At 61.3% G+C, this 23,339-nt stretch carries 32 protein-coding genes and 1 tRNA gene; 6 read left to right on the top strand and 27 right to left on the bottom strand.

Annotation, left to right across the window (positions count from 1 at the left end):
• Positions 1–8: 8 nt before the first annotated feature.
• Positions 9–2,339 carry a TonB-dependent receptor gene (locus ASC83_RS17515; RefSeq protein ID WP_056065411.1) on the bottom strand — a complete coding sequence of 777 codons (2,331 nt, stop codon included), beginning with the start codon at positions 2,337–2,339 and terminating at the stop codon, positions 9–11.
• A gap of 80 nt (positions 2,340–2,419) precedes the next feature.
• Positions 2,420–2,791, bottom strand: a complete 372-nt coding sequence (locus ASC83_RS17510) for a DUF2946 family protein (protein WP_200938971.1) — start codon at positions 2,789–2,791, stop codon at positions 2,420–2,422.
• A gap of 122 nt (positions 2,792–2,913) precedes the next feature.
• Between ASC83_RS17510 and ASC83_RS17505 the strand changes: the two genes are divergently transcribed.
• The 5 genes from ASC83_RS17505 (at position 2,914) to ASC83_RS17485 (ending at position 5,550) form a co-directional block, all read left to right on the top strand.
• On the top strand, positions 2,914–3,561 hold the full coding sequence (locus ASC83_RS17505) for a glutathione S-transferase (RefSeq protein ID WP_056065408.1): 648 nt from the start codon (positions 2,914–2,916) through the stop codon (positions 3,559–3,561).
• Positions 3,562–3,684: 123 nt separating this feature from the next.
• The gene (locus ASC83_RS17500; RefSeq protein ID WP_056065406.1) at positions 3,685–4,056 is read left to right on the top strand and encodes a TraR/DksA family transcriptional regulator; all 372 of its coding nucleotides are present in this window, start codon (positions 3,685–3,687) and stop codon (positions 4,054–4,056) included.
• Between the two features lie 64 nt (positions 4,057–4,120).
• Complete coding sequence (locus ASC83_RS17495; protein ID WP_056065403.1) at positions 4,121–4,495, top strand: hypothetical protein; 375 nt, start codon at positions 4,121–4,123, stop codon at positions 4,493–4,495.
• Positions 4,496–4,546: 51 nt separating this feature from the next.
• Positions 4,547–4,960: a VOC family protein gene (locus tag ASC83_RS17490; RefSeq protein WP_056065399.1), complete on the top strand. Its 414-nt coding sequence runs from the start codon at positions 4,547–4,549 to the stop codon at positions 4,958–4,960.
• A complete protein-coding gene (locus ASC83_RS17485; RefSeq protein ID WP_015016008.1) occupies positions 4,957–5,550 on the top strand; it encodes a MarC family protein in 594 nt (197 codons plus the stop codon). The genes ASC83_RS17490 and ASC83_RS17485 overlap by 4 nt, the downstream gene beginning before the upstream one ends.
• Before the next feature lie 83 nt (positions 5,551–5,633).
• Here ASC83_RS17485 and ASC83_RS17480 read toward each other — a convergent pair whose 3' ends face one another.
• On the bottom strand, positions 5,634–6,182 hold the full coding sequence (locus ASC83_RS17480) for an Rrf2 family transcriptional regulator (RefSeq protein WP_056065396.1): 549 nt from the start codon (positions 6,180–6,182) through the stop codon (positions 5,634–5,636).
• A gap of 150 nt (positions 6,183–6,332) precedes the next feature.
• On the opposite strand from ASC83_RS17480, the gene nhaR reads away from it, so the two are divergent.
• Positions 6,333–7,229, top strand: coding sequence for a transcriptional activator NhaR (gene nhaR, locus ASC83_RS17475; protein WP_056065394.1), 897 nt, complete (start codon positions 6,333–6,335; stop codon positions 7,227–7,229).
• A 158-nt stretch (positions 7,230–7,387) separates the two neighbouring features.
• Here nhaR and ASC83_RS17470 read toward each other — a convergent pair.
• The 24 genes from ASC83_RS17470 to ASC83_RS17355 all read right to left on the bottom strand — a co-directional run bounded on the left by ASC83_RS17470 (position 7,388) and on the right by ASC83_RS17355 (position 23,339).
• Positions 7,388–7,464: transfer RNA gene (locus tag ASC83_RS17470), tRNA-Met, on the bottom strand.
• A gap of 22 nt (positions 7,465–7,486) precedes the next feature.
• Entirely contained in the window at positions 7,487–7,879 is a 393-nt protein-coding gene (gene rplQ / locus ASC83_RS17465) for a 50S ribosomal protein L17 (protein ID WP_008906513.1), read from the bottom strand.
• Between the two features lie 154 nt (positions 7,880–8,033).
• Complete coding sequence (rpoA, locus tag ASC83_RS17460; protein ID WP_005793666.1) at positions 8,034–9,026, bottom strand: DNA-directed RNA polymerase subunit alpha; 993 nt, start codon at positions 9,024–9,026, stop codon at positions 8,034–8,036.
• 113 nt (positions 9,027–9,139) lie between these two features.
• Positions 9,140–9,763 (bottom strand): 30S ribosomal protein S4, encoded by a 624-nt coding sequence (gene rpsD, locus ASC83_RS17455; protein WP_008906515.1) that lies wholly within the window; start codon positions 9,761–9,763, stop codon positions 9,140–9,142.
• Between the two features lie 90 nt (positions 9,764–9,853).
• Positions 9,854–10,258, bottom strand: a complete 405-nt coding sequence (rpsK, locus tag ASC83_RS17450) for a 30S ribosomal protein S11 (protein ID WP_005793662.1) — start codon at positions 10,256–10,258, stop codon at positions 9,854–9,856.
• A 16-nt stretch (positions 10,259–10,274) separates the two neighbouring features.
• On the bottom strand, positions 10,275–10,640 hold the full coding sequence (rpsM, locus tag ASC83_RS17445; protein ID WP_008906516.1) for a 30S ribosomal protein S13: 366 nt from the start codon (positions 10,638–10,640) through the stop codon (positions 10,275–10,277).
• 23 nt (positions 10,641–10,663) lie between these two features.
• A complete protein-coding gene (gene rpmJ, locus ASC83_RS17440) occupies positions 10,664–10,777 on the bottom strand; it encodes a 50S ribosomal protein L36 (protein WP_005793651.1) in 114 nt (37 codons plus the stop codon).
• Positions 10,778–10,914: 137 nt separating this feature from the next.
• The gene (gene secY, locus ASC83_RS17435; protein ID WP_056065391.1) at positions 10,915–12,234 is read right to left on the bottom strand and encodes a preprotein translocase subunit SecY; all 1,320 of its coding nucleotides are present in this window, start codon (positions 12,232–12,234) and stop codon (positions 10,915–10,917) included.
• Positions 12,235–12,258: 24 nt separating this feature from the next.
• A complete protein-coding gene (gene rplO, locus ASC83_RS17430; RefSeq protein ID WP_056065387.1) occupies positions 12,259–12,690 on the bottom strand; it encodes a 50S ribosomal protein L15 in 432 nt (143 codons plus the stop codon).
• Between the two features lie 10 nt (positions 12,691–12,700).
• Positions 12,701–12,883 carry a 50S ribosomal protein L30 gene (gene rpmD / locus ASC83_RS17425; RefSeq protein WP_005793644.1) on the bottom strand — a complete coding sequence of 61 codons (183 nt, stop codon included), beginning with the start codon at positions 12,881–12,883 and terminating at the stop codon, positions 12,701–12,703.
• 14 nt (positions 12,884–12,897) lie between these two features.
• Positions 12,898–13,416, bottom strand: a complete 519-nt coding sequence (gene rpsE, locus ASC83_RS17420) for a 30S ribosomal protein S5 (protein WP_015016014.1) — start codon at positions 13,414–13,416, stop codon at positions 12,898–12,900.
• Positions 13,417–13,433: 17 nt separating this feature from the next.
• The gene (rplR, locus tag ASC83_RS17415) at positions 13,434–13,799 is read right to left on the bottom strand and encodes a 50S ribosomal protein L18 (protein WP_005793639.1); all 366 of its coding nucleotides are present in this window, start codon (positions 13,797–13,799) and stop codon (positions 13,434–13,436) included.
• A gap of 11 nt (positions 13,800–13,810) precedes the next feature.
• The gene (gene rplF, locus ASC83_RS17410) at positions 13,811–14,344 is read right to left on the bottom strand and encodes a 50S ribosomal protein L6 (protein ID WP_056065384.1); all 534 of its coding nucleotides are present in this window, start codon (positions 14,342–14,344) and stop codon (positions 13,811–13,813) included.
• A 25-nt stretch (positions 14,345–14,369) separates the two neighbouring features.
• Positions 14,370–14,765, bottom strand: a complete 396-nt coding sequence (gene rpsH / locus ASC83_RS17405; RefSeq protein ID WP_005793636.1) for a 30S ribosomal protein S8 — start codon at positions 14,763–14,765, stop codon at positions 14,370–14,372.
• A gap of 20 nt (positions 14,766–14,785) precedes the next feature.
• Entirely contained in the window at positions 14,786–15,091 is a 306-nt protein-coding gene (rpsN, locus tag ASC83_RS17400) for a 30S ribosomal protein S14 (RefSeq protein WP_015016017.1), read from the bottom strand.
• 8 nt (positions 15,092–15,099) lie between these two features.
• Entirely contained in the window at positions 15,100–15,639 is a 540-nt protein-coding gene (gene rplE, locus ASC83_RS17395; protein WP_005793632.1) for a 50S ribosomal protein L5, read from the bottom strand.
• Positions 15,640–15,648: 9 nt separating this feature from the next.
• Positions 15,649–15,969: a 50S ribosomal protein L24 gene (rplX, locus tag ASC83_RS17390; protein ID WP_056065381.1), complete on the bottom strand. Its 321-nt coding sequence runs from the start codon at positions 15,967–15,969 to the stop codon at positions 15,649–15,651.
• 9 nt (positions 15,970–15,978) lie between these two features.
• The gene (rplN, locus tag ASC83_RS17385) at positions 15,979–16,347 is read right to left on the bottom strand and encodes a 50S ribosomal protein L14 (protein ID WP_007861702.1); all 369 of its coding nucleotides are present in this window, start codon (positions 16,345–16,347) and stop codon (positions 15,979–15,981) included.
• A gap of 194 nt (positions 16,348–16,541) precedes the next feature.
• Positions 16,542–18,134, bottom strand: a complete 1,593-nt coding sequence (locus tag ASC83_RS17380; protein ID WP_056065805.1) for a glycerol-3-phosphate dehydrogenase/oxidase — start codon at positions 18,132–18,134, stop codon at positions 16,542–16,544.
• A gap of 188 nt (positions 18,135–18,322) precedes the next feature.
• The gene (locus ASC83_RS17375; RefSeq protein WP_056065378.1) at positions 18,323–20,053 is read right to left on the bottom strand and encodes an ABC transporter substrate-binding protein; all 1,731 of its coding nucleotides are present in this window, start codon (positions 20,051–20,053) and stop codon (positions 18,323–18,325) included.
• A 113-nt stretch (positions 20,054–20,166) separates the two neighbouring features.
• Complete coding sequence (locus ASC83_RS17370) at positions 20,167–20,475, bottom strand: DUF2160 domain-containing protein (RefSeq protein ID WP_056065375.1); 309 nt, start codon at positions 20,473–20,475, stop codon at positions 20,167–20,169.
• Positions 20,476–20,487: 12 nt separating this feature from the next.
• Complete coding sequence (locus ASC83_RS17365; protein ID WP_056065372.1) at positions 20,488–21,300, bottom strand: carbohydrate ABC transporter permease; 813 nt, start codon at positions 21,298–21,300, stop codon at positions 20,488–20,490.
• Positions 21,293–22,189 (bottom strand): carbohydrate ABC transporter permease, encoded by an 897-nt coding sequence (locus ASC83_RS17360; RefSeq protein ID WP_056065369.1) that lies wholly within the window; start codon positions 22,187–22,189, stop codon positions 21,293–21,295. Before ASC83_RS17360 ends, ASC83_RS17365 begins: the two co-directional genes overlap by 8 nt.
• Positions 22,190–22,247: 58 nt before the next feature.
• Positions 22,248–23,339 carry an ABC transporter ATP-binding protein gene (locus ASC83_RS17355; protein ID WP_056065366.1) on the bottom strand — a complete coding sequence of 364 codons (1,092 nt, stop codon included), beginning with the start codon at positions 23,337–23,339 and terminating at the stop codon, positions 22,248–22,250.

Below are 23,339 nucleotides of genomic sequence, written 5' to 3'. Positions count from 1 at the left end.
TTGTCCTTTCAGAGGCTTACCTTCAGCTCGGCCATGTAGCTGCGCTGCGGGTAGGGGTGGAAGTTCCAGAACTGGTAGTTGTTGAGGTTGTCGATGCCCACGGCGGCGCTGACCGCTTTGGTGATCTGGTAGCGCACGCGCACATCGGTGGTGAAGTAGCGGCTCGCGCCCTGGTAGGCAAAGCCGTTGGGGTCACTGTTGTCAAGCGTGCTGTACTGCTTGCCGCTGTAGCGCGCGCCCAGGGTGTACGACCACTTGTCATCGGGCCGGTAGGTGGCCACGGCAGTGGCGCGCCACTCGGGGATGCGGGGCTGCCATTGGCCGACGCTGGCCGGGAACTTGTCGTTGCGCGTGATCTTGGAATCCGTCCAGGTCAGGCTGCTGCCCAGCTCCAGCCCGCGCACAAAGACGTTGGCGGCCTGGTACGACAGCTCAATGCCCTTGGTACGGATGGCATCCACGTTCTGCACGTTGGTCACGTTGGGTGTGACGAGCACATTGGTTTGCGAGTACAGCGCGTCCTTCGTGCGCTCAAAAAAGGCTGTCAGGCGCAGCAGGCCATTGCCCATGTCCCGCTCGGCGGTCAGCTCGGTGGTCCAGCTCTTCTCGGGTTTCAGATTGGGGTCGTTGTTGATGAGCGTGCCGCTGCCGCTGATGCCGCCCTGGTACAGCTCGGCCACGGTGGGCATGCGCACGGCACGGCCGGTGGAGGCCTTGAGCACCCACAGCTCATTGGCCTGGTAGGCCACCGCAGCCTTGGGCGAAAAATAGGTTTCGTTGCGCTCGGGGTGGCTCAGCGTGGTGGTGGCGTTGCCCGTCTGGCCGTTGCTGGCGCTCCAGCGCTCGGCGCGGGCGCCCAGCACGGCCTTCCACCGTGGCGCGATCTTCCAGGTGTCTTGCGCCCACAGGCCAATGAGCTGCGTGTCGCCGTTGAAGGCCTGGTTGCGGGCGCCTGCATCACCGCTGATCCAGTTGCTGGTGGCGTTCTCTATGGTGCGCAGTTGGTAGCTGTCGCGCTGCAAGCCAAAGTCCACGATGTGCGTGCCCTGCAGCCCATCGGGCCGCCAGGTGCCCTTGGCGGCCAGCGTGTTCCAGCCCGTGCCCTTGCTGTTGACGATGCGCCCAGCCCCGCCGTTCAGCGCGGCAGGCAGCGCCACGGTGGCCGCGCGCAGGGTGTCGGTCTGGTAGTCGTAGAGGCTGGCGGCCACCTCCCAGTCAAACACGCCCTGCGTGCGGCTCTTGACCGACAGGCCGTGCATGAAATGTGTGAGGTCTTCGTTGGACACATTGAAGTCCGTAGGCGCGAACGCAAACGAGCGGCCATTGATGTTGACCGTGCCGCTGTAGACCGCATTGCCGTTGGCGTCGCGCAGGTAGCTGGTGGGGCGCCCCTCGGATGCGTTGTGCCACCAGCCGAAGGTGTAGGCGGCGCGCACGGTGGGCGAAAAGTCATAGGCGATCTTGGCCTTGATGTGGTCTTGCTGCGTGTGGTACTGGGTGGCCGTGCCCAGCAAGTACCAGGGCTGGTTGCTGCGGTTGTTGCCCAGCACTGCGCCCGTCACCGGCGTGCCCGCATTGCCCACGGTCCCCGCAGACACGAGGCGCGTGGGGAAGGTGAGCGGCTGGCCTTCGCTGTCGGTCTTGTTGAAGTTCAGGAACCACGACCAGTCGCCATTTTTGTTGCCCACCGAGGCGCTCACCTGCTTGCCCCCGTAGGTGCCGCTGGTGCTATACAGGTCAAAAGGCTGGTGCTGATAGCTGACCTGCCCGTGCGCCTCGAACTTTGTCGGCATGCGCGTGACGTAGTCCACCACCGCGCCCACCGAGTTGCCTGCGTAGGCGGCCGAAAACGGGCCGTAGAGCACGTCCACGCGCTCAATTTCTTCTGGCGTGACCAGCATCCAGCGTGGCGCGTTGGTGGGGCCGTTGCCCAGGTAGTTGCTCAGCAAAATGCCATCGGCAAACACCATGGACCGCGCCGGGTTGCCCGTGCCCGAGGCGCGGGTGGACAGCACGGCGTGGTTGTAGTCGCCGATATAGCGCTTGCGCACCAGCAGACTGGGCAGGTACTTGAGGGCGTCTTCGCTGTCGGTGGCGTTGATCGCATGCTCGATCTGCTCGCGCGTCACGCCCTCGATGGTGGTGGGGATCTGCGTGGGCAGCGAGGTGGGCTGGCCGCCGGTGATGGTGACCACGCCCAGTTCCTTGACCGGGGCATGGCTGGTGGTGCTGGTGCTGTCAGCGGTCTGGGCGAATGCGGATGAAGCCCCGGCGGACGCGATGCCAAGGACGACGGGAAAGGCACTGGCCACGGCCAGCGCCATGCGGCTGTTGCGCATGGAAACTCCTGAAAATCAAACCAAATAGGCCGCAAGCGCAAGTGAATCATGCGCCAGCAGCTATCGAATCAATAGCGATTTCAGGAGAGCGATGGGGGCCCGCGCGGCGGCAGGGGCGCGGCGGTGCGCGCTGCAATGTGCGCGGCAGGGATGGGGCGCAGGGCATGCGCCAACGGGTGAACCACAGGCAGCTGGGCCTGCGATGCGGGAGGGGGAGCGCCCACATGCGCGCACAGCGGGCAGTCCAGCGTGTGGCTGGGCAGCTCCTTGGCGCCGTCGTCGGTCTTGACCAGCACCTTGATCGCTCCCGAGCCGGAGCAGATCAGCTCCATGGCCTGCGGGTGCACCAGCGGCGACGCCACGGCCACGCCGATCGACAACACAAACCACGCCAGCACACAGCGGGCGAGCCAGCGAAGGCTGCGGATGGTTTGGAGGAACGGCAACGACATGGAAGCGCCATTGTAGGTGCGCAGTCCGCGCCAGCCAGTGCACGGGTCATCTGCGTGACCGCCCCGCACCAGGTGCGGGCCTAGGATGTGCGCTTGCCCCTACAACACATCGGAGACACACCATGCTCACACTCTGCGGCTTTTCGGCCAGCAACTACTACAACAAGGTCAAGCTTGCGCTGCTCGAAAAGGGCCTGCCGTTCACTGAAGAACTGGCCTGGGTGGGCGAGACCGATCGCAGCGCCAGCCCGCTGGGCAAGGTGCCCTACCTGCGCACGCCGCAGGGAGCGCTGTGTGAATCGGCGGTGATCGCCGACTACATCGAAGCCGCGCACCCCGATCACCCGCTGATCCCGGCCGACCCCTTCCAGGCCGCCAAGGTGCGCGAGCTGATCACCTTTCTGGAGTTGCACTTGGAGCTGGTGGCACGCAACCTGTATCCGCAGGCGTTCTTTGGCGGCACCGTGAGCGACACCGCCAAGGAAAAGGTGGGAGTACAGCTGCAGAAGAACATTGCCGCCTTCGGCCAGTTGGCAAAGTTCAGCCCCTACGTGGGCGGCGACACCTTCACGATGGCCGACTGCGCGGCCGTGGTTCACCTGCCGCTGGTCAGCTCCGCCACCAAGATCATCTACGGCAAGGACTACCTGGCCGACCTGCCTGTGCGCGACTACCTCGCCCGCATGGCCGAACGCCCCCATGTGCAGCGCGTGAACGCGGACCGCAAGACCAACACCGCCGAGATGCTGGCGCGCCCGCCCAAGCGCTGAGCCCGCCACGCAGCGGTGTCACCAGGGTGGGGACACCGCGCGCCATCCCTTGACCTTGGTCAACCCAGCGCGCCGCGCACAGGCGCACCATGCAGGTATCCGATCACCCCGAGGAGACCCCGCATGGACAAGACCCAAGCCGCACCTTTCCGCCAGCAGTTACTGGCCCAGCAATCCGAGTTGCTGGCCCAGCTGGCCGCGCAGCGCGGTGGTGTCATCGGCCGCGCCGAAGCCGCCGCCGACCACTTCGGACAACCGGAAGACCCGCGTGCCCAGGTTGCCACCGAACGCGAGCTGGAATTTGCCCTGGACGAACGCGAGACCGCACACCTGGCGGCGGTCGAGGCCGCCCTGGCCCGCATCGAAGCCGGCACCTACGGCGAGTGCACGGGTTGCGGCACCCACATCACCGCCGCCCGCCTGCACGCCACGCCCGAGGCCGCACGCTGTGTGCATTGCCAGGAAAAGGCAGAGCAACACCGGCGGGCGGCATGAGCGAATGCACGCACTCAGGCTGCTCCTTTCCCGTTTTTTGTCACTCCTTTAAGAAAGCCGATTCATGAGCACTTTTCACGCCGTTGTCTGGATGGACCAATCCGAAGCCCATGTGGTGATGTTCGATCGCGAACACGCGGAAGCCCAGCGCATCAAGTCCCGCAGCCACCACAAGCACCAGGGCAAGGCCGACGACCTCGCGCCGTTTTTTGCCGATATCGCACAGACACTGACCGACACCCGCGAGGTGCTGTTGGCCGGCCCGGGCCTGGTGCGCAACCAGTTCCGCGACTGGGCCGCCAAACACCATGCGGCCGTGGCCGGCGTGGTGGTGGACTCGGTGGCCGCAGACCACCCGACAGACGCCCAGCTGGTGGCCATGGCGCGCCAGTACTTCAAGAAGTTTGACAACATGGCCGCCGATCCGTCGGTCGCCTGACCGGCCTGCAGGCCACGCCAAGGCGTGGCACTGGCTGCTATCCTCTGTGGGATGCGCAGCCTCTTTCACCTCGCCTTTCACGTCACCGACCTGGATGCCGCCCGGCGCTTTTACGGCGGCGTGCTGGGCTGCTTGGAGGGTCGAAGCACCGACACCTGGGTGGACTTCGACTTCTTCGGCCACCAGATCTCGTTGCATCTGGGCACGCCGTTTGCCAGCGCCCGCACCGGGCACGTGGGAGACCATCTGGTGCCCATGCCGCACTTCGGCGCCATCCTTGAGTTGCCCGACTGGCATGCGCTGGCCGCACGGCTGAAGGCCGCCGACACCGCCTTCGTCCTGGAGCCGCAGGTGCGTTTTGAAGGCCAGCCGGGCGAACAGTGGACGATGTTCTTCCACGACCCCAGCGGCAACCCGATCGAGATCAAGGGCTTTCGCTCGCTGGACGCGGTGTACGCAACGTGAGCTACACCTTCGCGTCGGCCACCATCCTGCTCCTGCTGATCACCGATCCGCTGGGCAACATCCCCATCTTTGCCAATGCCCTGCGGGGCGTGGCGCCCGAGCGCCGGGCGCGGGTGATCCTGCGGGAAGTGCTGATTGCGTTTGCACTGCTGCTGGTGTTCCTGTTCTTCGGAGCGGAGTTCCTGCGGGTCATGAATTTGAGCGACTTGTCGCTGCAGATTGCCGGTGCCGTGGTGTTGTTTCTGATCGCACTGCGCATGATCTTTCCGTCGGCGGACGGACCACAGGCGGAGCTACCGGGCGAGCCGCTGATCGTGCCGCTGGCCATCCCCGCGCTGGCAGGCCCTTCGGCGCTGGCCACGGTGATGCTGCTGGTGGCCCAGGCCCCGGAGCGGCGATGGGAATGGGTGGGCGCACTGTGCGTCACCATGGCCGTGTGTGCCGTGGTGTTGCTGCTGGCCGAGCGCATCCAGCGCCTAGTGGGCGAACGCGTGGTGATGGCGTTTGAACGCCTGATGGGCCTGATCCTGGTCGCGATCTCGGTGGAGATGCTGATCCGGGGAATCAAGCAGCTGGCGCACCAGCTGTAGCCCGCGCCAGGAGCCGCAGGCCACGGCCCTCGTGTGTGCGTGGCGCCGTTCACAGCGCCCCGCAGCACCACATGGCGGCCGCTTCAGCGACGCTGCAGGATCGGCATGGTCCCCAGGGCAAACACCGAGTTGGGCACGTTGACCCGCGCCATCAAAGGGCGGGGCTTGGGTGCCAGCGGCAGCTTGGCCCGCGCAGCTGGGGCCTTCTCTTCCACGACTGTGCCCTGCTCCAGCGCCTGGGTGACAAGGTCCTGAAGCGTCACCGACTGCAGGTACTCCATCACCCGGGAGTTGAAGCTGGTCCACAGTTCTCCCGTCATGGATTTGACCTGGGCGGCCTGACTGGGCCCCAGGTTCTGCAGCTCGTCGGTCTTGAGGTTTTCTACCGCCAGGATGATTTCAGCCACCGATACCTGCTCCGCTTGCCGCGCCAGGGTATAGCCGCCACCGGGCCCTCGGGTACTGTCTACCAAGCCGGCGCGGCGCAGTGCGCTGAACAGCTGTTCAAGGTAAGACAGAGAAATCCCCTGCCGTGCGCTGATGGTGGACAAGGGCACGGGCCGCATCTTCTGGCGCAGGGCCAGGTCGGTCATGGCGGACACCGCCAGCTGTCCTCGGGTCGTGATACGCATCGTTGCTACTCCTTGTGAACACAGGCAGCTCCAGGCCGCAGCGCAGATCGCCACGGAAGCTGCCAAACGTCAATGTAGAGAATTTCATACTTCGCGTATATTCGTTTTATTGAGTTTTATTCTTCGATTTATGCGAAGTATTTGGGCAGTATGAACTTCAAGCACCTCCGCTACTTCTGGACGGTTGCCAAGGCTGGCGGTGTGATGCGGGCCGGAGAGCAGCTCAACACCACTCCGCAAACACTGTCCGGCCAGATCAAGCAACTGGAAGAGTGGCTGGGCCACGACCTGTTCCGGAAAAGGGGGCGTGGCCTGGAGCTGACCAGCGAGGGGCGTGTGGCCCTGGGGTATGCCGAACAGATCTTCGCGCTGGGCGACGAGCTGGAAAAATCCATCCGGCTGGCGCGTGGACAAGAGAAGCCGCTGGAATTCCGCGTGGGGGTGGCCGACTCGGTAGCCAAGTCGGTGGCCTACCACCTGCTGGAGCCCGCACTGGGCATGCCGCAGCGCGTGCACATGACCTGCCATGAGGGCAAGTTCCCCGAATTGATTGCGCAGTTGAGCCTGCACCGGCTGGACCTGGTGTTGGCAGACGAGCCTGTTTCCAACAAGATCGGCGTCAAAGCCTTCAACCACCCACTGGGCACCAGCAGCATGAGTTTTCTGTGCGCCCCCGCCCTGCGGGCGCAGTTGGAGGGGCCGTTCCCCCAGTGCCTGCATGGTGCGCCCATGCTCATCCAAGGTCCCATGTCGTCCGTTCGCCAGCAACTCGACCACTGGCTGAATAAGCACCACCTGCAACCCCGTCTCGTCGGCGAGTTTGACGACAGCGCGTTGATGAATGCGTTTGGGCGGGAAGGCCGAGGCATCTTCACATCCCCCTCCGTGCTGGAAGAGGAGACCACTGCTCAGTTTGGCGTGGAGGTTATCGGCCGCTCCTCAGACTTGGTGGAGGAATTCTTTGCGATCTCCATTGAAAGGCGCATTACGCACCCCTGTGTGGTGGCCATCACCAAGGCAGCCAAGGCAGATCTGTTCGCTCACTGAGCCGGTAGGAGCGCGATGGCGCTCTGCGCAGGAGGAACAAGTTGCCGTCAACACGCCAACTCGCGCCCTCATGGAGGAGCACAAGCAACGAGTGAGAGCACAAACAAAAACGCCCACTGTGGAGTGGGCGTTTTGTTTTAGCAATGTTTGCTATGTTTTGGTTGCGCGAGAAGGATTTGAACCTCCGACCTTTGGGTTATGAGCCCAACGAGCTACCAGACTGCTCCATCGCGCGGTAAGAAATAAATTATACCCTATTATTCAGCTGCTGCCGAATTATTTTCGGTTTCTGCAGCACGATCGACCAATTCGACCAGGGCCATAGGCGCATTGTCGCCCACGCGGAAGCCCATCTTCAGAATGCGGGTGTAACCGCCAGGACGCACCTTGAAACGCGGGCCGAGGTCGTTGAACAGCTTGGTCACGCTGTCACGGTCACGCAGACGGTTGAATGCCAGGCGGCGGTTGGCGACAGAATCTTCCTTGGCCAAGGTGATCATGGGCTCGATCACGCGGCGCAGTTCCTTGGCCTTGGGGACGGTGGTCTTGATGACTTCGTGCTCGATGAGCGAGTTCATCATGTTCTGCAGCATCGCGAGGCGGTGCGAGCTGGTGCGGTTGAGTTTGCGAAGGCCGTGTCCGTGGCGCATGGTGCTTTCTTCCTACTGTCTATGTAATTAAATCAGGCAGCCGTATCAGGTACTGTCCGAGGCACTGTTCCCCGGAGGGAACGAAAAGTCCCCCTTGCGGGGGACATCAAACCGGGCGCCCAAAATTTGGGCAGCCTTCGATTATAGCTTTGGCTTAACGCTTGTCCAGACCTGCTGGCGGCCAGTTCTCAAGCTTCATGCCCAAGGTAAGGCCACGCGATGCCAGCACTTCCTTGATTTCGTTGAGCGACTTGCGGCCGAGGTTAGGCGTCTTGAGCAGCTCGTTCTCGGTGCGCTGAATCAGATCACCGATGTAGTAGATGTTCTCCGCCTTCAGGCAGTTGGCTGAACGCACGGTCAGTTCCAGCTCGTCCACAGGACGCAGCAGGATCGGATCGAACGTCGCATTGCCACGTGGGCCTGCGGGTGCGTCGAACGCAGCCAGCTCGCCGCCTTCCAGCTGCGCGAATACAGCCAGCTGTTCCACCAGGATCTTGGCAGATGCCCGCACGGCATCTTCGGCAGTGATCGCGCCGTTGGTCTCGATCTCGACCACCAGCTTGTCCAAGTCGGTACGCTGCTCCACACGGGCGCTTTCCACGGTGTAGCTCACACGCTTCACGGGGGAGAACGACGCGTCCAGCACGATGCGGCCAATCGACTTGGTCGATTCGTCGGCATAGCGGCGCAGATTGCCGGGCACATAGCCGCGACCCTTCTCTACCTTGATCTGCATGTCCAGCTTCCCGCCGGCAGACAGGTTGGCGATCACGTGATCAGGGTTGACGATTTCCACGTCATGAGGGGTCTGGATGTCACGGGCAGTGACCACACCTTCGCCATCTTTGCGCAGGCTCAACGTCACTTCATCACGGTTATGGAGCTTGAACACCACACCCTTGAGGTTCAGCAGAATATTGACTACATCCTCTTGAACACCGTCAATAGACGAATACTCGTGCAGAACGCCTGCAATGGTGACTTCCGTCGCTGCGTAACCCACCATGGACGAGAGCAGGACGCGCCGAATGGCGTTGCCCAGCGTGTGGCCGTACCCACGCTCGAACGGCTCCAGTGCGACCTTGGCACGGTTGTGGCCAAGCTGCTCGACATTGATCGCCTTGGGTTTCAGCAAATTGGTTTGCATTCAGACTTCCTCTCAATACCCCCAGCTCGTTACACCGGTAAGGCTGGTGAAGCGCCTAAACCGCGATGCCTCGCGGTTCAGGGACGGTTTTCTTGAATTACGTACTCGACCGATTAGCGCGAGTACAACTCAACGATCAGCGATTCGTTGATGTCGGCGCCAAACTCATCACGGTCTGGCACCTTCTTGAAGATGCCTTCTGCCTTCTCGGCATTCACTTCCACCCATGCGGGCATGCCCACTTGAGCTGCCAGTTGCAGGGCTTCCACCACGCGATTTTGCTTCTTGGACTTTTCACGCACAGCCACCACGTCACCCGTCTTCACGAGGTACGAAGCGATGTTCACGGACTTGCCGTTCACGGTGATCGCCTTGTGAGACACCAGCTGACGCGCTTCAGCGCGGGTCGAGCCGAAACCCATGCGGTACACCACATTGTCCAGACGCGATTCCAGCAGGAACAGCAGATTGGCGCCAGTGTTGCCCTTCTTGCCTTCGGCGGCTTCGAAGTACCGGCGGAATTGCTTTTCCAGCACGCCGTACATGCGCTTGACCTTCTGCTTTTCACGCAGTTGCAGACCATAGTCAGAGGTGCGGGCACCCGAGGTGCGGCCGTGCTGACCAGGCTTGGAGTCGAACTTGGACTTGTCAGCGATCGAGCGGCGTGCGCTCTTCAGGAACAGGTCAGTGCCTTCACGGCGGGAGAGTTTGGCCTTGGGGCCGAGGTAACGTGCCACTTGAGCTTCCTTTGTGTCATCTACCGCAAACCATTGCGGGAGCCGCCTGAGGCGCTTGCGCGTTCACAGGCGGCGGTGGGCTTAGAGAGATTAGATACGACGGCGCTTTTGAGGGCGGCAGCCGTTGTGTGGCACCGGGGTCACATCGGAGATCGATGTGATACGGATGCCCAGTGCGCCCAATGCGCGCACCGAAGACTCACGACCAGGGCCTGGGCCCTTGATTTCAACGTCAAGGTTCTTGATACCTTGATCGATGGCAGCGCGACCGGCCACTTCCGAAGCCACCTGGGCTGCGAATGGGGTGGACTTGCGCGAGCCCTTGAAACCTTGGCCACCGGACGAAGCCCACGACAGGGCGTTGCCCTGACGGTCGGTGATCGTGATGATGGTGTTGTTGAACGAGGCGTGCACGTGTGCAATGCCGTCCGAAACATTCTTCCGGACCTTCTTGCGAACGCGCTGAGCTGCGTTATTGGCAGGAGACTTAGCCATGATGATCTTTCAATCTTTATTTCTTCAGTGCAGCTGCACCCTTGCGCGGACCCTTGCGAGTGCGAGCATTAGTACGGGTGCGCTGACCACGCATTGGCAGACCGCGGCGATGGCGGAAGCCACGATAGCAGCCGATGTCCATCAAACGCTTGATGTTCATCGTGGTTTCGCGGCGCAGGTCACCTTCAATGGTGAACTGCTCGATTTGCTCGCGAATTTTTTCCAGATCGCCGTCCGTCAGATCCTTGATCTTCTTGGAGTAAGCGATACCAGTTGCTTCGCAGATCTTGCGAGCGCGGGTGCGACCAATGCCAAAAATGGCGGTCAAACCGATTTCCGCGTGCTTGTGCGGCGGAATGTTAATGCCAGCGATACGTGCCATATGCGTCCTCTAATACTTTCCAATCAACCTTGGCGCTGCTTGTGACGCAGATCCGTGCAGATCACGCGCACCACACCCTTGCGGCGGATGATCTTGCAGTTGCGGCAGATTTTTTTGACCGAAGCCGAAACTCTCATTGCATTCTCCTAAAACTTTTCCATCCGTCCCGGCTGCTTCGCACGGAACACAATTTGTGCCCGCGAAAAATCGTGGGGCGCCAACTCAACCGATATCCAACTCTTTGCTGGCAGCGCTGGGCGCTGCCCTCGTGATGTCAACCGCCTGCACTGCCTTTGAAGTTCGCCTTCTTGAGCAGCGATTCGTACTGTTGCGACATCATGTAGTTCTGGACCTGGGCCATGAAGTCCATGGTCACCACCACGATGATCAGCAGGGAAGTTCCGCCAAAGTAAAACGGTACGTTGTACTTCAGGATCAGAAATTCCGGCAACAGACACACGAAGGTGATGTACACGGCACCGGCCAAGGTCAGGCGAACCAGAATCTTGTCGATGTAACGGGCAGTTTGTTCACCGGGACGAATGCCTGGGATGAACGCGCCACTCTTCTTCAGGTTATCTGCTGTCTCGCGGCTGTTGAACACCAACGCCGTGTAAAAGAAGCAGAAGAAGATGATCGCAGCGGCATAGAACATCACATAGATCGGCTGACCTGGAGTCAGTGCACCCGAGATGTCCTTGAGCCAACGCATCGATTCACCAGCACTGAACCAGTTCACCACAGTCGCAGGCAGCAAGATGATCGACGACGCGAAGATCGGAGGAATCACACCAGCCATGTTCAGCTTCAAGGGCAAGTGTGACGATTGACCGCCATACACCTTGTTGCCGACTTGTCGCCGTGCATAGTTCACCAGGATCTTGCGCTGACCACGCTCCACAAACACCACGAAGTAAGTCACCAGACCCACCACGATAACAATGAAGATGGCTGCCAGGATGCTCATCGCGCCAGTACGAACCAGCTCCAGAAGACCGCCGATCGAACTGGGCAACCCGGCGGCGATGCCACCGAAGATCAGGATCGAAATCCCGTTGCCCAGACCACGCTCGGTGATCTGCTCACCCAACCACATCAGAAACATGGTTCCGGCCGTCAAACTGACCACCGCAGTCAGGCGGAAGCCAAAACCGGGGCTCAGAACCAAGCCAGCAGAGCTTTCGAGAGCCACGGCAATGCCCAGAGACTGGAACAGGGCCAGGCCCAGGGTTCCGTAACGGGTGTATTGCGTGATCTTTCGGCGACCAGCTTCACCTTCCTTCTTCAACTGCTCAAACGCGGGCAGCACGTAGGTCATCAGCTGCATGATGATCGATGCAGAGATGTACGGCATGATCCCCAGTGCGAACACTGTGAAACGCGACAGCGCGCCACCCGAAAACATGTTGAACAGGTTCAGGATGCCACCCTGCTGGCCACTGAACAGCTGCTGAAGTTGGGCTGGATCGATACCAGGCACAGGGATATGAGCCCCGATGCGGTATACGACCAGCGCCAGCAACAGAAAAACCAGACGACGACGCAGGTCGCCGAATTTTCCGGTCTTTGCAATTTGAGCCGCGCTAGTAGCCACAGATGCCTTCCTTCAGTGCCACACTCAGGCGACGCTGCCGCCAGCAGCTTCGATGGCTGCCTTGGCACCAGCCGTAGCACCCACGCCAGACAGCTTGACTGCCTTGCTCAGGGAACCGCTTTTGATGACCTTGACCACCTTGGCCAGCTCGCCCACCAGACCAGCTTGCTTCAGTGCCAGCACATCCACTTCGGCCAGGCCCAGTTGGTCCAGTGCCGTCAGCGTAACTTCTGCATTGAACTTGAGCAGGTGCGACTTGAAGCCGCGCTTGGGCAAGCGACGTTGCAGCGGCATTTGACCGCCTTCGAAGCCCACCTTGTGGTAGCCACCAGAGCGGGACTTTTGGCCCTTGTGACCACGGCCAGCGGTCTTGCCCAGGCCGGAGCCGATACCACGGCCTACGCGGCGCTTGGCATGCTTGGCGCCGTCTGCGGGCTTGATGCTATTGAGTTCCATGATCTATCTCTCAGACGATTTTGACCAGGTAGCTGATCTTGTTAATCATGCCGCGAACTTCGGGCGAATCCTTCAATTCGCTGACGCTGTTCAGCTTGCGCAGACCCAGGCCACGGACAGTGGCGCGGTGCGATTCCTTGGTGCCGATCGGGCTGCGCACCAGTTGAATCTTGACGGTTTGTTGCGTTGTCATATTCAGGCTCCGGTTCAGGCGAAGATGTCTTCGACTGTCTTGCCGCGCTTGGCAGCAACGTTCGACGGAGTCGTCGAATTGACGAGCGCGTCAAAGGTAGCACGGACCATGTTGTAGGGGTTGGACGAACCATGGCTCTTGGCCACGATGTCGGTCACACCCAGTACTTCAAAGACTGCGCGCATAGGACCGCCAGCGATGATACCGGTACCCTTGGGTGCGGGAGCCATCATCACCACCGCCGCGCCATGGTGGCCGGTCACGTTGTGATAGATGGTGCCGTTCTTCAGGGACACCTTGACCATGTTGCGGCGGGCTTCTTCCATCGCCTTTTGCACAGCAGCAGGCACTTCCTTGGACTTGCCCTTACCCATGCCCACGCGGCCGTCACCGTCGCCAACCACAGTCAGTGCGGCGAAACCGAGAATACGGCCACCCTTCACGACTTTGGTCACGCGGTTGACCGCGATCATTTTTTCGCGCAGACCGTCGTCACGACCTTCGTCTTGCACTTTGGGTTGAAATTTAGCCATTTTTTATTCCGCTCCGCTTAGAACTGCAGGCCGGCTTCACGGGCTGCGTCGGCCAAAGCCTTGACGCGACCGTGGTAGGCAAAGCCTGCGCGATCAAATGCAACCTTCTCGACACCTGCAGCTTTCGCCTTTTCAGCGATACGCTTGCCGATGATCTGGGCTGCAGCGGCATTGCCACCCTTGCCCGAACCGCCGAGCGACTTGCGCACGTCGGCTTCTGCCGTCGAAGCGCTTGCCAGCACCTTGCTGCCGTCGCCGGAGATCACACTGGCGTAGATATGGAGGTTCGTACGGTTCACGGTCAGACGCGCCACGCCTTGCTGTGCAATGCGGATGCGGGTCTGGCGCGAACGACGAAGACGCTGCTCTTTCTTGGTCAACATGTTGCAGCTCCTTATTTCTTCTTGGTCTCTTTGATCGTGATCTTTTCGTCCGCGTAGCGGATGCCCTTGCCCTTGTAGGGCTCGGGTGGACGAACAGCACGGATCTCAGCGGCGATCTGACCGACGCGTTGACGATCAGCACCCTTGATCACCACTTCAGTGGGGGTAGGGGTGGCAACCGTGATACCAGCGGGCATCTCGATGTTGACCGGGTGCGAATAGCCGACGGCCAGGTTCAGCTTGGAACCGGCTGCAGCAGCCTTGTAACCCACGCCTACCAAGCTCAGCTTCTTTTCGAAACCCTTGCTGACGCCGACCACCATGTTGTTGACCAACTGGCGAATCGTGCCGCTCATGGCATTGGCTTCGCGGGAATCATTGGCAGGCTCAAAGCTGAGCTTGCCTTCATTGCTGGACACCTTCACCAGCGCGTTTTGCGCCAGCGACAGGGTGCCGCCAGAACCCTTCACGGAGATCTGGTCACTCTTCACGGACACATCCACACCTGCGGGGATGGTCACGGGCATTTTTCCTACTCGGGACATTTCAGTTTCTCCTCAATGCCGCGGGTTAGGCCACGTAGCAGAGCACTTCGCCACCGACACCGGTGGCGCGCGCCTTGCGATCGGTCATCACGCCCTTGGGCGTTGTGACAATTGCCACACCCAGACCGTTCATGACTTGTGGAATGGAATCACGGCCTTTGTAGACACGCAGACCAGGGCGGCTGACGCGCTCGATGCGCTCAATCACTGGACGGCCTGCGTAATACTTCAGGGCAATTTCGAGTTCGGACTTGCCAGCTTCGGTCTTGACCTGGAAGCCGTCGATATAACCTTCGTCCTTCAGCACCTGGGCGATGGCGATCTTCACTTTGGAAGATGGCACCAGAACCGTGGCCTTGGAGACCATCTGTGCATTACGGATGCGGGTCAGCAAGTCAGCGATGGGATCACTCATGCTCATGTTTAATCTCTCCTGCCTGCTTACCAGCTGGCCTTGGTGACACCCGGGATGTCGCCATTGAAAGCCAGTTCGCGGATCTTGGCGCGAGCCAGACCGAATTGACGGAAGGTGCCACGTGGACGACCGGTGATTTCGCAACGGTTACGCTGACGTGTGGGGTTTGCGTTGCGCGGGAGCTTTTGCAGGCCCAGGCGGGCTGCATCACGCTCTTCGTCGCTGCGCTTGGCATCGCCAGCGATTGCCTTCAGTTCCGCATACTTTGTTGCGTACTTGGCTGCCAGTTTTTCGCGCTTCAGTTCGCGCTGGATCAAAGCTACTTTAGCCATGCTTCGCCTCAGTTCTTGAACGGGAAACGGAAACCAGCGAGAAGCGCCTTGGCTTCTTCGTCGGACTTGGCCGTCGTGGTGATGCTGATATTGAGACCGCGCAGGGCGTCAACCTTGTCGTACTCAATTTCAGGGAAGATGATCTGTTCTTTGACGCCGATGTTGTAGTTGCCACGGCCATCGAAGGCGCGACCGGAGATACCACGGAAGTCACGAACGCGGGGCAGCGCCACGGTCACGAAACGATCCAGGAACTCATACATCTGCACGCCACGCAGCGTGACCATGCAACCAATGGCCTGACCTTCGCGGATCTTGAAACCAGCGATAGCCTTCTTGGCCTTGGTCACCACAGGCTTCTGACCAGCAATTTTGGTCAGATCGGCCACAGCGTTGTCCATCACCTTCTTGTCCGAGACTGCTTCGCTCACGCCCATGTTCAGCGTGATCTTGGTCAGACGGGGAACCTGCATCGGCGAGGTGTAACCGAACTGCTTGGTCAGCTCGGGAGCGATCTTGTCGCGGTAAATTTCTTGGAGTCGTGCCATGTTTACCCCTTAGGCCGCCTTGATTTCAGCGCCGCTGGACTTGAACACGCGAACGCGCGTGCCGTCAGCCTGCACCTTGATGCCCACGCGATCAGCCTTGCCAGTAGCGGCGTTGAAGATGGCCACGTTGGACTGGTGAATCGGCATGGCCTTTTCGATGATGCCGCCCGTCGTACCCTTCATAGGGTTTGGCTTGGCGTGCTTCTTGACCAGGTTGATACCCTCGATGACGAGGTGAGAGTCATCCTTGCGCAGCGACACAGTGCCACGCTTGCCCTTGTCACGGCCGGTCAGCACGATGACTTCGTCGCCCTTGCGAATCTTGTTCATGGCGCGTCCTTAGAGAACTTCAGGAGCCAGGGACACGATCTTCATGAACTTCTCGGTACGCAGTTCACGCGTCACGGGTCCAAAGATGCGGGTGCCAATGGGCTCCAACTTTGCATTCAGCAACACTGCTGCGTTGCCGTCGAATTTGACGAGCGAACCGTCGCCGCGACGAATACCCTTCGCCGTGCGAACCACCACTGCGCTGTAAACCTCGCCTTTTTTGACGCGGCCACGTGGAGCGGCTTCTTTGATGCTCACCTTGATGATGTCGCCAACGCTTGCATAGCGACGCTTCGAGCCACCCAGCACCTTGATGCAAAGGACGGACTTGGCGCCGGTATTGTCGGCAACCTCTAACCGAGATTCTGTCTGGATCATTTCAATATTCCCAACTTGCACCAGAAGACAACAGCCCCAGAGAACTTCTCAAGGGCTGCAAATCAGCCAGTCAGTCTTGGGCCCGTCGTCCGCACCGCAAACCATTTGCAGCACTTCCCGCTGGGCAGAAACTTCACGTATGAAACGCGAAGCCTTCGATTATTGCAAAAGACTTTTAGGAAGTCAAGCGCGTGTTATGTGGGCACATGCAGATACTGTTGCGCCAGGGCCAGAAAGGCCTCCAGTTGCGGATCGGCGCCCAGCTCCTCGCGCAGGAGGCCTGCGACAACCGGCGCCAGCTCAATCGCCTTGCGGGCATCCAGGAACAGCAGACGCGAACGCCGCGCCAGCACATCTTCCACCGTACAGGCGTATTCGTAACGGGCCGCAAAGCGCACCATTGCCTCCGTCAGGCCGCCCCCGAGATCCGTCTGCGCTCCGGGCATTGACCGCACCTCAGCCGCTTCCGTGCCGTAAGAGTGCAGTCCTTGGGCATCGCTGATGCGGTGCTGTACGGGCTCCCGAGGAGTTCCCACCAACGGAAGATGATTGGTCACCCCAGCTGGTTTTTCAGGCAACAGCCCCGTGGTGAAGCATTTTTGCAACACATCTTCGGCCATTGCCCGGTAGGTGGTCCATTTTCCACCCGTCACGGTGATCAGGCCACTGCGGCTGGCCAGCACGGTGTGCTCCCGGCTGATCTTCTTGGTGTTGTCGCCGTCGTCGTCCTGCGGCTTGACCAGCGGACGCAAGCCCACCCAGATGCTACGGATGTCCTCGACGCGGGGCGCGCGGGTCAGGTAGCGCGCGGATTCCTCCAGGATGAACCGCACTTCCTCCCGGAAGGGCTCAGGCTCGCGCACCACATCCTGGCGCGGGCTGTCGGTGGTGCCCAGAATAAGTTTGCCCAGCCAAGGCACCGCAAACAGCACGCGGCCATCGGCCGTCTTGGGCACCATCAGCGCGTGGTCGGACGGCAAGAACTCCCGGTCCACCACAATGTGCACCCCCTGGCTGGGCGCCACCATGGGCTTGACAGGCCGACCGATGGCTTCGCCGTCCATCTGGCGCAGGGTGTCCACCCACACGCCCGTGGCATTGACCACCGACCGAGCGCGCACCGTGAATTGCTGGCCGCTGTCCGCGTCCTCGCAGACAAAACCCACGACCTTGCCAGCCTCGTGAACCAGCGACCGTGCGGGACAGTAATTGACAACCAAAGCGCCCAGGCTGGCGGCCGTGCGCGCCAGCGCCAAGGCCAGGCGAGCGTCATCGAACTGGCCGTCCCAATATTTGACACTGCCCTTGAGCCCCTCGGTACGGGCGGTGGGCAGACACTGCAGGGTGCGAGCGCGCCCCAGAAACTCCGTAGCGCCCAGGCCAGCCTTGCCTGCAAGCGCGTCATACATCATCAGCCCGATGCCATAGAAGGGTGTTTCCCAGAAACGGTACGACGGCATCACAAAGGGCAGCGGTTGCGCCAGATGGGGCGCGTTGTGCAGCAGCGTGGTGCGTTCATGCAGCGCCTCGCGCACCAACGCGATGTTGCCCTGGGCCAGGTAACGGACCCCGCCATGCACCAGCTTGGTGGCCCGGGACGAGGTTCCTTTGGCGAAATCGTGTGAATCCACCAGCACGACGCTGAAGCCGCGCGCCGCGGCATCCAGCGCCACCCCCAGGCCCGTCGCGCCACCGCCGATCACGGCGAGGTCATACTGGTGCGGCTGGGCGAGGCGGGCCAGGAGGTCGGCGCGCCGTGTAGGAAGGGGTGCGGTGGCAATGGTCATGGGGTGATTGTCCATGGGCGGAGTAGAAACCAAGGGTTTACCCTTGAATTCCTGACACTCCCGGGGTGAGAACCCGCCCCGCAGCCGCACAGGTGCCGAGAGCGGTATCGAGCAAAAAAGGCAGCCAGAGACCTTGTGAGCCCTGGCTGCCGATCAATGGTGGTTACAACCACACCTTGATCTGTGGATTAGCGCGTCTTGCCGTCCTTCCACGCCTGCAGCAGCTTGTCGTAGGCAATGGTTTCGCCCTTTGGCTTCTCATTCGCCAGCTTCTTCCAGGGCGCCTGCTTGTCGCTCAGCCACTTGTTGGGGTCGCTCTTGGGGTTGAGCTTGGGCGCGCAGTGGGCCATGCCTGCGCGTTCCAGACGGGCCATCACCTGGTCCATCTCGTCGGCCAGGGTGTCCATGGCGCCCTGGGGAGTCTTCTCGCCCGTGACCGCCTGCGCCACGTTCTTCCACCACAACTGGGCCAGCTTGGGGTAGTCGGGCACATTGGTGCCGGTAGGCGACCATGCCACGCGCGCCGGGCTGCGATAGAACTCGACCAAGCCACCGAGCTTGGGCGCGGCGTCCGTCATGGCCTTGGACTGGATATCACTCTCGCGGATCGGGGTCAGGCCCGTCAGCGTTTTCTTGAGCGACGTGGTCTTGGCCGTCACGAACTGGGCGTACAGCCAGGCGGCAGCCGTCTTGTTGGCGTCATGGTCCTTGAAGAAGGTCCAGGAGCCCACGTCCTGGTAGCCGTTCTGCATGCCCTGCTTCCAGTAGGGGCCGTTGGGGCCGGGGGCCATGCGCCACTTGGGCGTGCCGTCAGCATTCACCACGGGCAGGCCGGGCTTGGTCATGTCGGCCGTGAAGGCGGTGTACCAGAAGATCTGCTGCGCGATCTGACCTTGTGCGGGCACGGGGCCGGCTTCGCCGAAGGTCATGCCCGTGGCTTCCTTGGGCGCGTACTTCTTCATCCAGTCCACGTACTTGGTCAGCGCATACACGGCTGCGGGCGAGTTGGTCGCACCGCCACGGGCCACGCTGGCGCCCACGGGAGTGCACTTGTCGTCCGCCACGCGGATGCCCCATTCGTCGATCGGCAGGCCGTTCGGCGCGCCGATGTCGGCAGAGCCCGCCATGGACAGCCATGCGTCGGTGAAACGCCAGCCCAGGGACGGGTCCTTCTTGCCGTAGTCCATGTGGCCATAGATAGGCTTGCCATCGATGTTCTTCACGTCGTTGGTGAAGAACTCGGCGATGTCCTCATAGGCGCTCCAGTTGAGCGGCACACCCAGGTCGTAACCATACTTGGCCTTGAACTTGTCCTTGATGTCCTTGCGGTCGAACAGGTCGGCGCGGAACCAGTACAGGTTGGCGAACTGCTGGTCGGGCAACTGGTACAGCTTGCCGTCTGGTCCGGTCGTGAACTTGGTGCCGATGTAGTCCTTGATGTCGATGCCGGGGTTGGTCCACTCCTTGCCTGCACCGCCCATGTAGTCGGTCAGGTTCATGATCTTGCCGTAGCGGTAGTGCGTTCCGATCAGGTCCGAGTCCGAGATCCAGCCGTCATAGATGGACTTGCCAGACTGCATGGAGGTCTGCAGCTTCTCGACCACGTCGCCCTCCTGGATCAGGTCGTGCTTGACCTTGATGCCAGTGATTTCCTCAAACGCCTTGGCGAGCGTCTTGGATTCGTATTCGTGGGTGGTGATGGTCTCGGACACCACCGAGATTTCCTTCACACCCTTGGCCTGCAGCTTCTTGGCCGCGTCCATGAACCACTTCATTTCGGCCATCTGCTGGTCTTTGCTCAGCGTGGAGGGCTGGAACTCGGTGTCGATCCATTTTTTGGCCTCCGCCTCGCCCGCCATGGCGGCCTGACCCGTCATGACCGCCACTGCCAGTGCCAGCGCTGTGTACCGCGTCTTCATAGTGCCTGTCTCCTCATAGTCATCTCCCCTTTGGATGCAAGGGTCACGCGGCTCCGGGGAAGGGTTGAGCCGCGCGACGGGAACCATTGAAACCAAGGCCGCCTGCAAACACCTCACCCCTTGCGCAGGATGAGCAGCAGCAGCGCCATCGACAACACAAAGCTGATCCAGATCGACGGGTCGCCCTGCAGGCTGAACCACTGGGCCAGCTTGCCGCTGACGCCGACAAAAATCAGATTCACGTAGGCCGCTGACAACAGCCCAATGAACAGCCGATCACCGCGCGTCGTCTCCAGCGGCAAAAAACCCTTGCGCATCGTCGTGGGCGACTTGATCTCCCACACTGTCATACCGATCAGCATCAGCACGATGCAAATGAAGAACACCGCCACGGGCAGCGTCCAGGCCATCCAATCAAACATGTCGCTGCCTCCTCAAACCCGCCCCATCGCAAAGCCTTTTGCGATGTAGTGGCGAACAAACCAGATCACGATCGCACCCGGCACGATGGTCAGCACGCCAGCGGCGGCCAGCGTCGCCCAGTCCATGCCCGAGGCGCTCACCGTGCGCGTCATGGTGGCCACGATGGGCTTGGCATTCACGCTGGTCAGCGTGCGCGCCAGCAGCAGTTCCACCCAGCTGAACATGAAGCAGAAGAACGCGGCCACACCCACACCAGCCTTGATGAGCGGCAGGAAAATGGTCATGAAAAAGCGCGGAAAGCTGTAGCCATCGATATAGGCCGTCTCATCGATCTCGCGCGGAATACCGCTCATGAAGCCTTCCAGAATCCACACCGCCAGCGGTACGTTGAACAGCAGGTGCGCCAGTGCCACGGCAATGTGCGTGTCCATCAGCCCCACGGTGGTGTAGAGCTGAAAGAACGGCAGCAGGAACACGGCGGGCGGCGTCATGCGGTTGGTCAGCAGCCAGAAGAACACATGCTTGTCGCCCAGGAACTGGTAGCGGCTGAAGGCATAAGCAGCGGGCAGCGCCACGGTGAGCGAGATCACCGTGTTGATGCCCACATAGATCAGGCTGTTGATATAGCCCGAATACCAGGACTCGTCCGTGAAGATGGTCTTGTAGTTGGCCCAGGTGAAGTGCTGGGGAAAGAACGTGAAGGTCGAAAGAATCTCCTCGTTCGTCTTGAAGCTCATGTTGACCATCCAGTAGATGGGCAACAGCGCGAACAGCAGGTAGACAACAAGGAAGATCGACCGCTTCTGGAAGCGCTTTTCATTCATGGCCGGCTCCTTCGTTGCTGGCGGTACCCACGCGCTGCATCCAGTTATAGAGGATGAAGCACAGCAGCAGGATGATGAAGAAATAGATCAGCGAAAACGCTGCGGCAGGGCCCAGGTCGAACTGGCCCACGGCCTTGGTCGTCAAGTACTGGCTCAAGAAGGTGGTGGCATTGCCCGGTCCGCCGCCGGTCAGCACGAACGGCTCGGTGTAGATCATGAAGCTGTCCATGAAGCGCAGCAGCACCGCAATCATCAGCACGCCACGCATCTTGGGCAGCTGGATGTAGCGGAACACCGCGAACTTGCTGGCGCCATCGATGCGTGCCGCCTGGTAGTACGCGTCGGGGATGGAGCGCAACCCGGCAAAGGCCAGCAGCGCGACCAGCGGCGTCCAGTGCCACACATCCATCAGCAGCACCGTGAGCCAGGCCTGCGTGGCGTTGCCGGTGTAGCTGTATTCGATGCCCACCTCTTGCAGCAGCCTGCCCATGAGGCCGATATCGGCACGGCCATAGATCTGCCAGATGGTGCCCACCACGTTCCAGGGGATCAGCAACGACAGCGCCACCACCACCAGTACGGCGGACGACTTCCAGCCCTGCGCAGGCATGGACAGTGCCAGCAGGATGCCCAGCGGAATCTCCACCGCCAGCACGGCCAGCGAGAAGGTGAGCTGGCGCAGCAGCGCGGCGTGCAGTTCCTCGTCGCGCATCACCTGTACGAACCATTCCGTGCCCACAAAGACGCGGCGCTCGGGGCTGATGATGTCTTGCACCGAGTAGTTCACCACCGTCATCAGCGGCAGGATGGCTGAGAAGGCCACACACAAAATCACGGGCAGGATCAGGAACCAGGCCTTCTGGTTCACGGGTTTGGTCGTGGTACTCATTGGAAACCTCCGTGCTGCGCACTGCGGTGCTGAGCGCCTTCGGGCGGCCGGGCGGCGCTCATGGGGCGACCTCCGCGGTCAGCAACTGCTCGTTCTGGTAGAAGCAGGTGTGGGTTCCCAGCACCTGCAGCCATGCCGTGTCACCGGCCGATGGAAGCCGCGTCTCGGGCGTGAAGCGCGCCTTGACGGTGTGCTCGCCCACCTTGGCGGTCAGCATCTGGTAGGTGCCGATGTCCTGCACTTGCACCACGTTGCAAGGCAATGCGCCCGGCTGCTGCGGTTGGGCCAGCGCCAGGTATTCGGGCCGGATGCCGACCTGCAGGACACCGTTTGGCAGCGCACGGCCCACGGGGCTGGCCAGGCGGTGCCCGGCCACAGTGAGGCTGTCGCCCTCGCTGTGCGCAGGCAGGAAGTTCATGCCTGGCGAGCCAATGAAGTGCCCCACAAAAGTGTGCGCAGGCCGCTCGAACAAGGCATCGGCCGCCCCCACCTGCACGGCCTTGCCGCGCGTCATCACCACCACCTGGTCGGCAAAGGTCAGCGCCTCCACCTGGTCGTGGGTCACGTAGATCAGCGTGAGCTTGAGTTCGTGGTGAATCTGCTTGAGCTTGCGGCGCAGCTGCCACTTGAGGTGCGGGTCGATCACCGTGAGCGGTTCGTCGAACAGCACGGCCGCCACATCGGCGCGCACCAGTCCACGGCCCAGCGAGATCTTCTGCTTTGCGTCGGCCGCGAGGCCTGCCGCGCGCTGGTTGAGCTGACCGCTCATTTCCAGCATCTCGGCGATCACGCCCACACGCTGCTTGATCTGGTCCTCGGGCACCTTGCGGTTGCGCAGCGGGAAGGCCAGGTTCTCGGCCACCGTCATGGTGTCGTAGATCACCGGGAACTGGAACACCTGGGCAATGTTGCGCTCCTGGGGGCTGGCGCGCGTCACGTCACGCCCGTCAAACAGCACCTTGCCGTGCGACGGCACGAGCAGGCCCGACATGATGTTGAGCATGGTGGTCTTGCCACAGCCCGAGGGGCCGAGCAGCGCATAGGCACCACCGTCCTCGAACTCCATCTTCAAAGGCAGCAGCGCGTAGTCGCCGTCCTGCTGCGGGTTGGGCTTGTACGAATGCGCCAAGTCCAGGCTGATGCGGGCCAT

This window comes from Acidovorax sp. Root402 (assembly GCF_001425125.1).
GTDB classification, from domain to species: Bacteria; Pseudomonadota; Gammaproteobacteria; order Burkholderiales; family Burkholderiaceae_C; genus Acidovorax; species Acidovorax delafieldii.
This window is presented reverse-complemented; position numbering and strand designations above follow the sequence as displayed.

What these genes read in the sequence shown, in the direction of transcription:
- ASC83_RS17515 (WP_056065411.1), bottom strand. Translation starts at nt 2,339, where the DNA reads ATGCGCAACAGCCGCATGGCGCTGGCCGTGGCCAGTGCCTTTCCCGTC.
- ASC83_RS17510 (WP_200938971.1), bottom strand. Translation starts at nt 2,791, where the DNA reads ATGTCGTTGCCGTTCCTCCAAACCATCCGCAGCCTTCGCTGGCTCGCC.
- ASC83_RS17505 (WP_056065408.1), top strand. Translation starts at nt 2,914, where the DNA reads ATGCTCACACTCTGCGGCTTTTCGGCCAGCAACTACTACAACAAGGTC.
- ASC83_RS17500 (WP_056065406.1), top strand. Translation starts at nt 3,685, where the DNA reads ATGGACAAGACCCAAGCCGCACCTTTCCGCCAGCAGTTACTGGCCCAG.
- ASC83_RS17495 (WP_056065403.1), top strand. Translation starts at nt 4,121, where the DNA reads ATGAGCACTTTTCACGCCGTTGTCTGGATGGACCAATCCGAAGCCCAT.
- ASC83_RS17490 (WP_056065399.1), top strand. Translation starts at nt 4,547, where the DNA reads ATGCGCAGCCTCTTTCACCTCGCCTTTCACGTCACCGACCTGGATGCC.
- ASC83_RS17480 (WP_056065396.1), bottom strand. Translation starts at nt 6,182, where the DNA reads ATGCGTATCACGACCCGAGGACAGCTGGCGGTGTCCGCCATGACCGAC.
- nhaR (WP_056065394.1), top strand. Translation starts at nt 6,333, where the DNA reads ATGAACTTCAAGCACCTCCGCTACTTCTGGACGGTTGCCAAGGCTGGC.
- rplQ (WP_008906513.1), bottom strand. Translation starts at nt 7,879, where the DNA reads ATGCGCCACGGACACGGCCTTCGCAAACTCAACCGCACCAGCTCGCAC.
- rpoA (WP_005793666.1), bottom strand. Translation starts at nt 9,026, where the DNA reads ATGCAAACCAATTTGCTGAAACCCAAGGCGATCAATGTCGAGCAGCTT.
- rpsK (WP_005793662.1), bottom strand. Translation starts at nt 10,258, where the DNA reads ATGGCTAAGTCTCCTGCCAATAACGCAGCTCAGCGCGTTCGCAAGAAG.
- rpsM (WP_008906516.1), bottom strand. Translation starts at nt 10,640, where the DNA reads ATGGCACGTATCGCTGGCATTAACATTCCGCCGCACAAGCACGCGGAA.
- rpmJ (WP_005793651.1), bottom strand. Translation starts at nt 10,777, where the DNA reads ATGAGAGTTTCGGCTTCGGTCAAAAAAATCTGCCGCAACTGCAAGATC.
- rplO (WP_056065387.1), bottom strand. Translation starts at nt 12,690, where the DNA reads ATGGAACTCAATAGCATCAAGCCCGCAGACGGCGCCAAGCATGCCAAG.
- rpmD (WP_005793644.1), bottom strand. Translation starts at nt 12,883, where the DNA reads ATGACAACGCAACAAACCGTCAAGATTCAACTGGTGCGCAGCCCGATC.
- rpsE (WP_015016014.1), bottom strand. Translation starts at nt 13,416, where the DNA reads ATGGCTAAATTTCAACCCAAAGTGCAAGACGAAGGTCGTGACGACGGT.
- rplR (WP_005793639.1), bottom strand. Translation starts at nt 13,799, where the DNA reads ATGTTGACCAAGAAAGAGCAGCGTCTTCGTCGTTCGCGCCAGACCCGC.
- rplF (WP_056065384.1), bottom strand. Translation starts at nt 14,344, where the DNA reads ATGTCCCGAGTAGGAAAAATGCCCGTGACCATCCCCGCAGGTGTGGAT.
- rpsH (WP_005793636.1), bottom strand. Translation starts at nt 14,765, where the DNA reads ATGAGCATGAGTGATCCCATCGCTGACTTGCTGACCCGCATCCGTAAT.
- rpsN (WP_015016017.1), bottom strand. Translation starts at nt 15,091, where the DNA reads ATGGCTAAAGTAGCTTTGATCCAGCGCGAACTGAAGCGCGAAAAACTG.
- rplE (WP_005793632.1), bottom strand. Translation starts at nt 15,639, where the DNA reads ATGGCACGACTCCAAGAAATTTACCGCGACAAGATCGCTCCCGAGCTG.
- rplX (WP_056065381.1), bottom strand. Translation starts at nt 15,969, where the DNA reads ATGAACAAGATTCGCAAGGGCGACGAAGTCATCGTGCTGACCGGCCGT.
- rplN (WP_007861702.1), bottom strand. Translation starts at nt 16,347, where the DNA reads ATGATCCAGACAGAATCTCGGTTAGAGGTTGCCGACAATACCGGCGCC.
- ASC83_RS17380 (WP_056065805.1), bottom strand. Translation starts at nt 18,134, where the DNA reads ATGACCATTGCCACCGCACCCCTTCCTACACGGCGCGCCGACCTCCTG.
- ASC83_RS17375 (WP_056065378.1), bottom strand. Translation starts at nt 20,053, where the DNA reads ATGAAGACGCGGTACACAGCGCTGGCACTGGCAGTGGCGGTCATGACG.
- ASC83_RS17370 (WP_056065375.1), bottom strand. Translation starts at nt 20,475, where the DNA reads ATGTTTGATTGGATGGCCTGGACGCTGCCCGTGGCGGTGTTCTTCATT.
- ASC83_RS17365 (WP_056065372.1), bottom strand. Translation starts at nt 21,300, where the DNA reads ATGAATGAAAAGCGCTTCCAGAAGCGGTCGATCTTCCTTGTTGTCTAC.
- ASC83_RS17360 (WP_056065369.1), bottom strand. Translation starts at nt 22,189, where the DNA reads ATGAGTACCACGACCAAACCCGTGAACCAGAAGGCCTGGTTCCTGATC.
- ASC83_RS17355 (WP_056065366.1), bottom strand. Translation starts at nt 23,339, where the DNA reads ATGGCCCGCATCAGCCTGGACTTGGCGCATTCGTACAAGCCCAACCCG.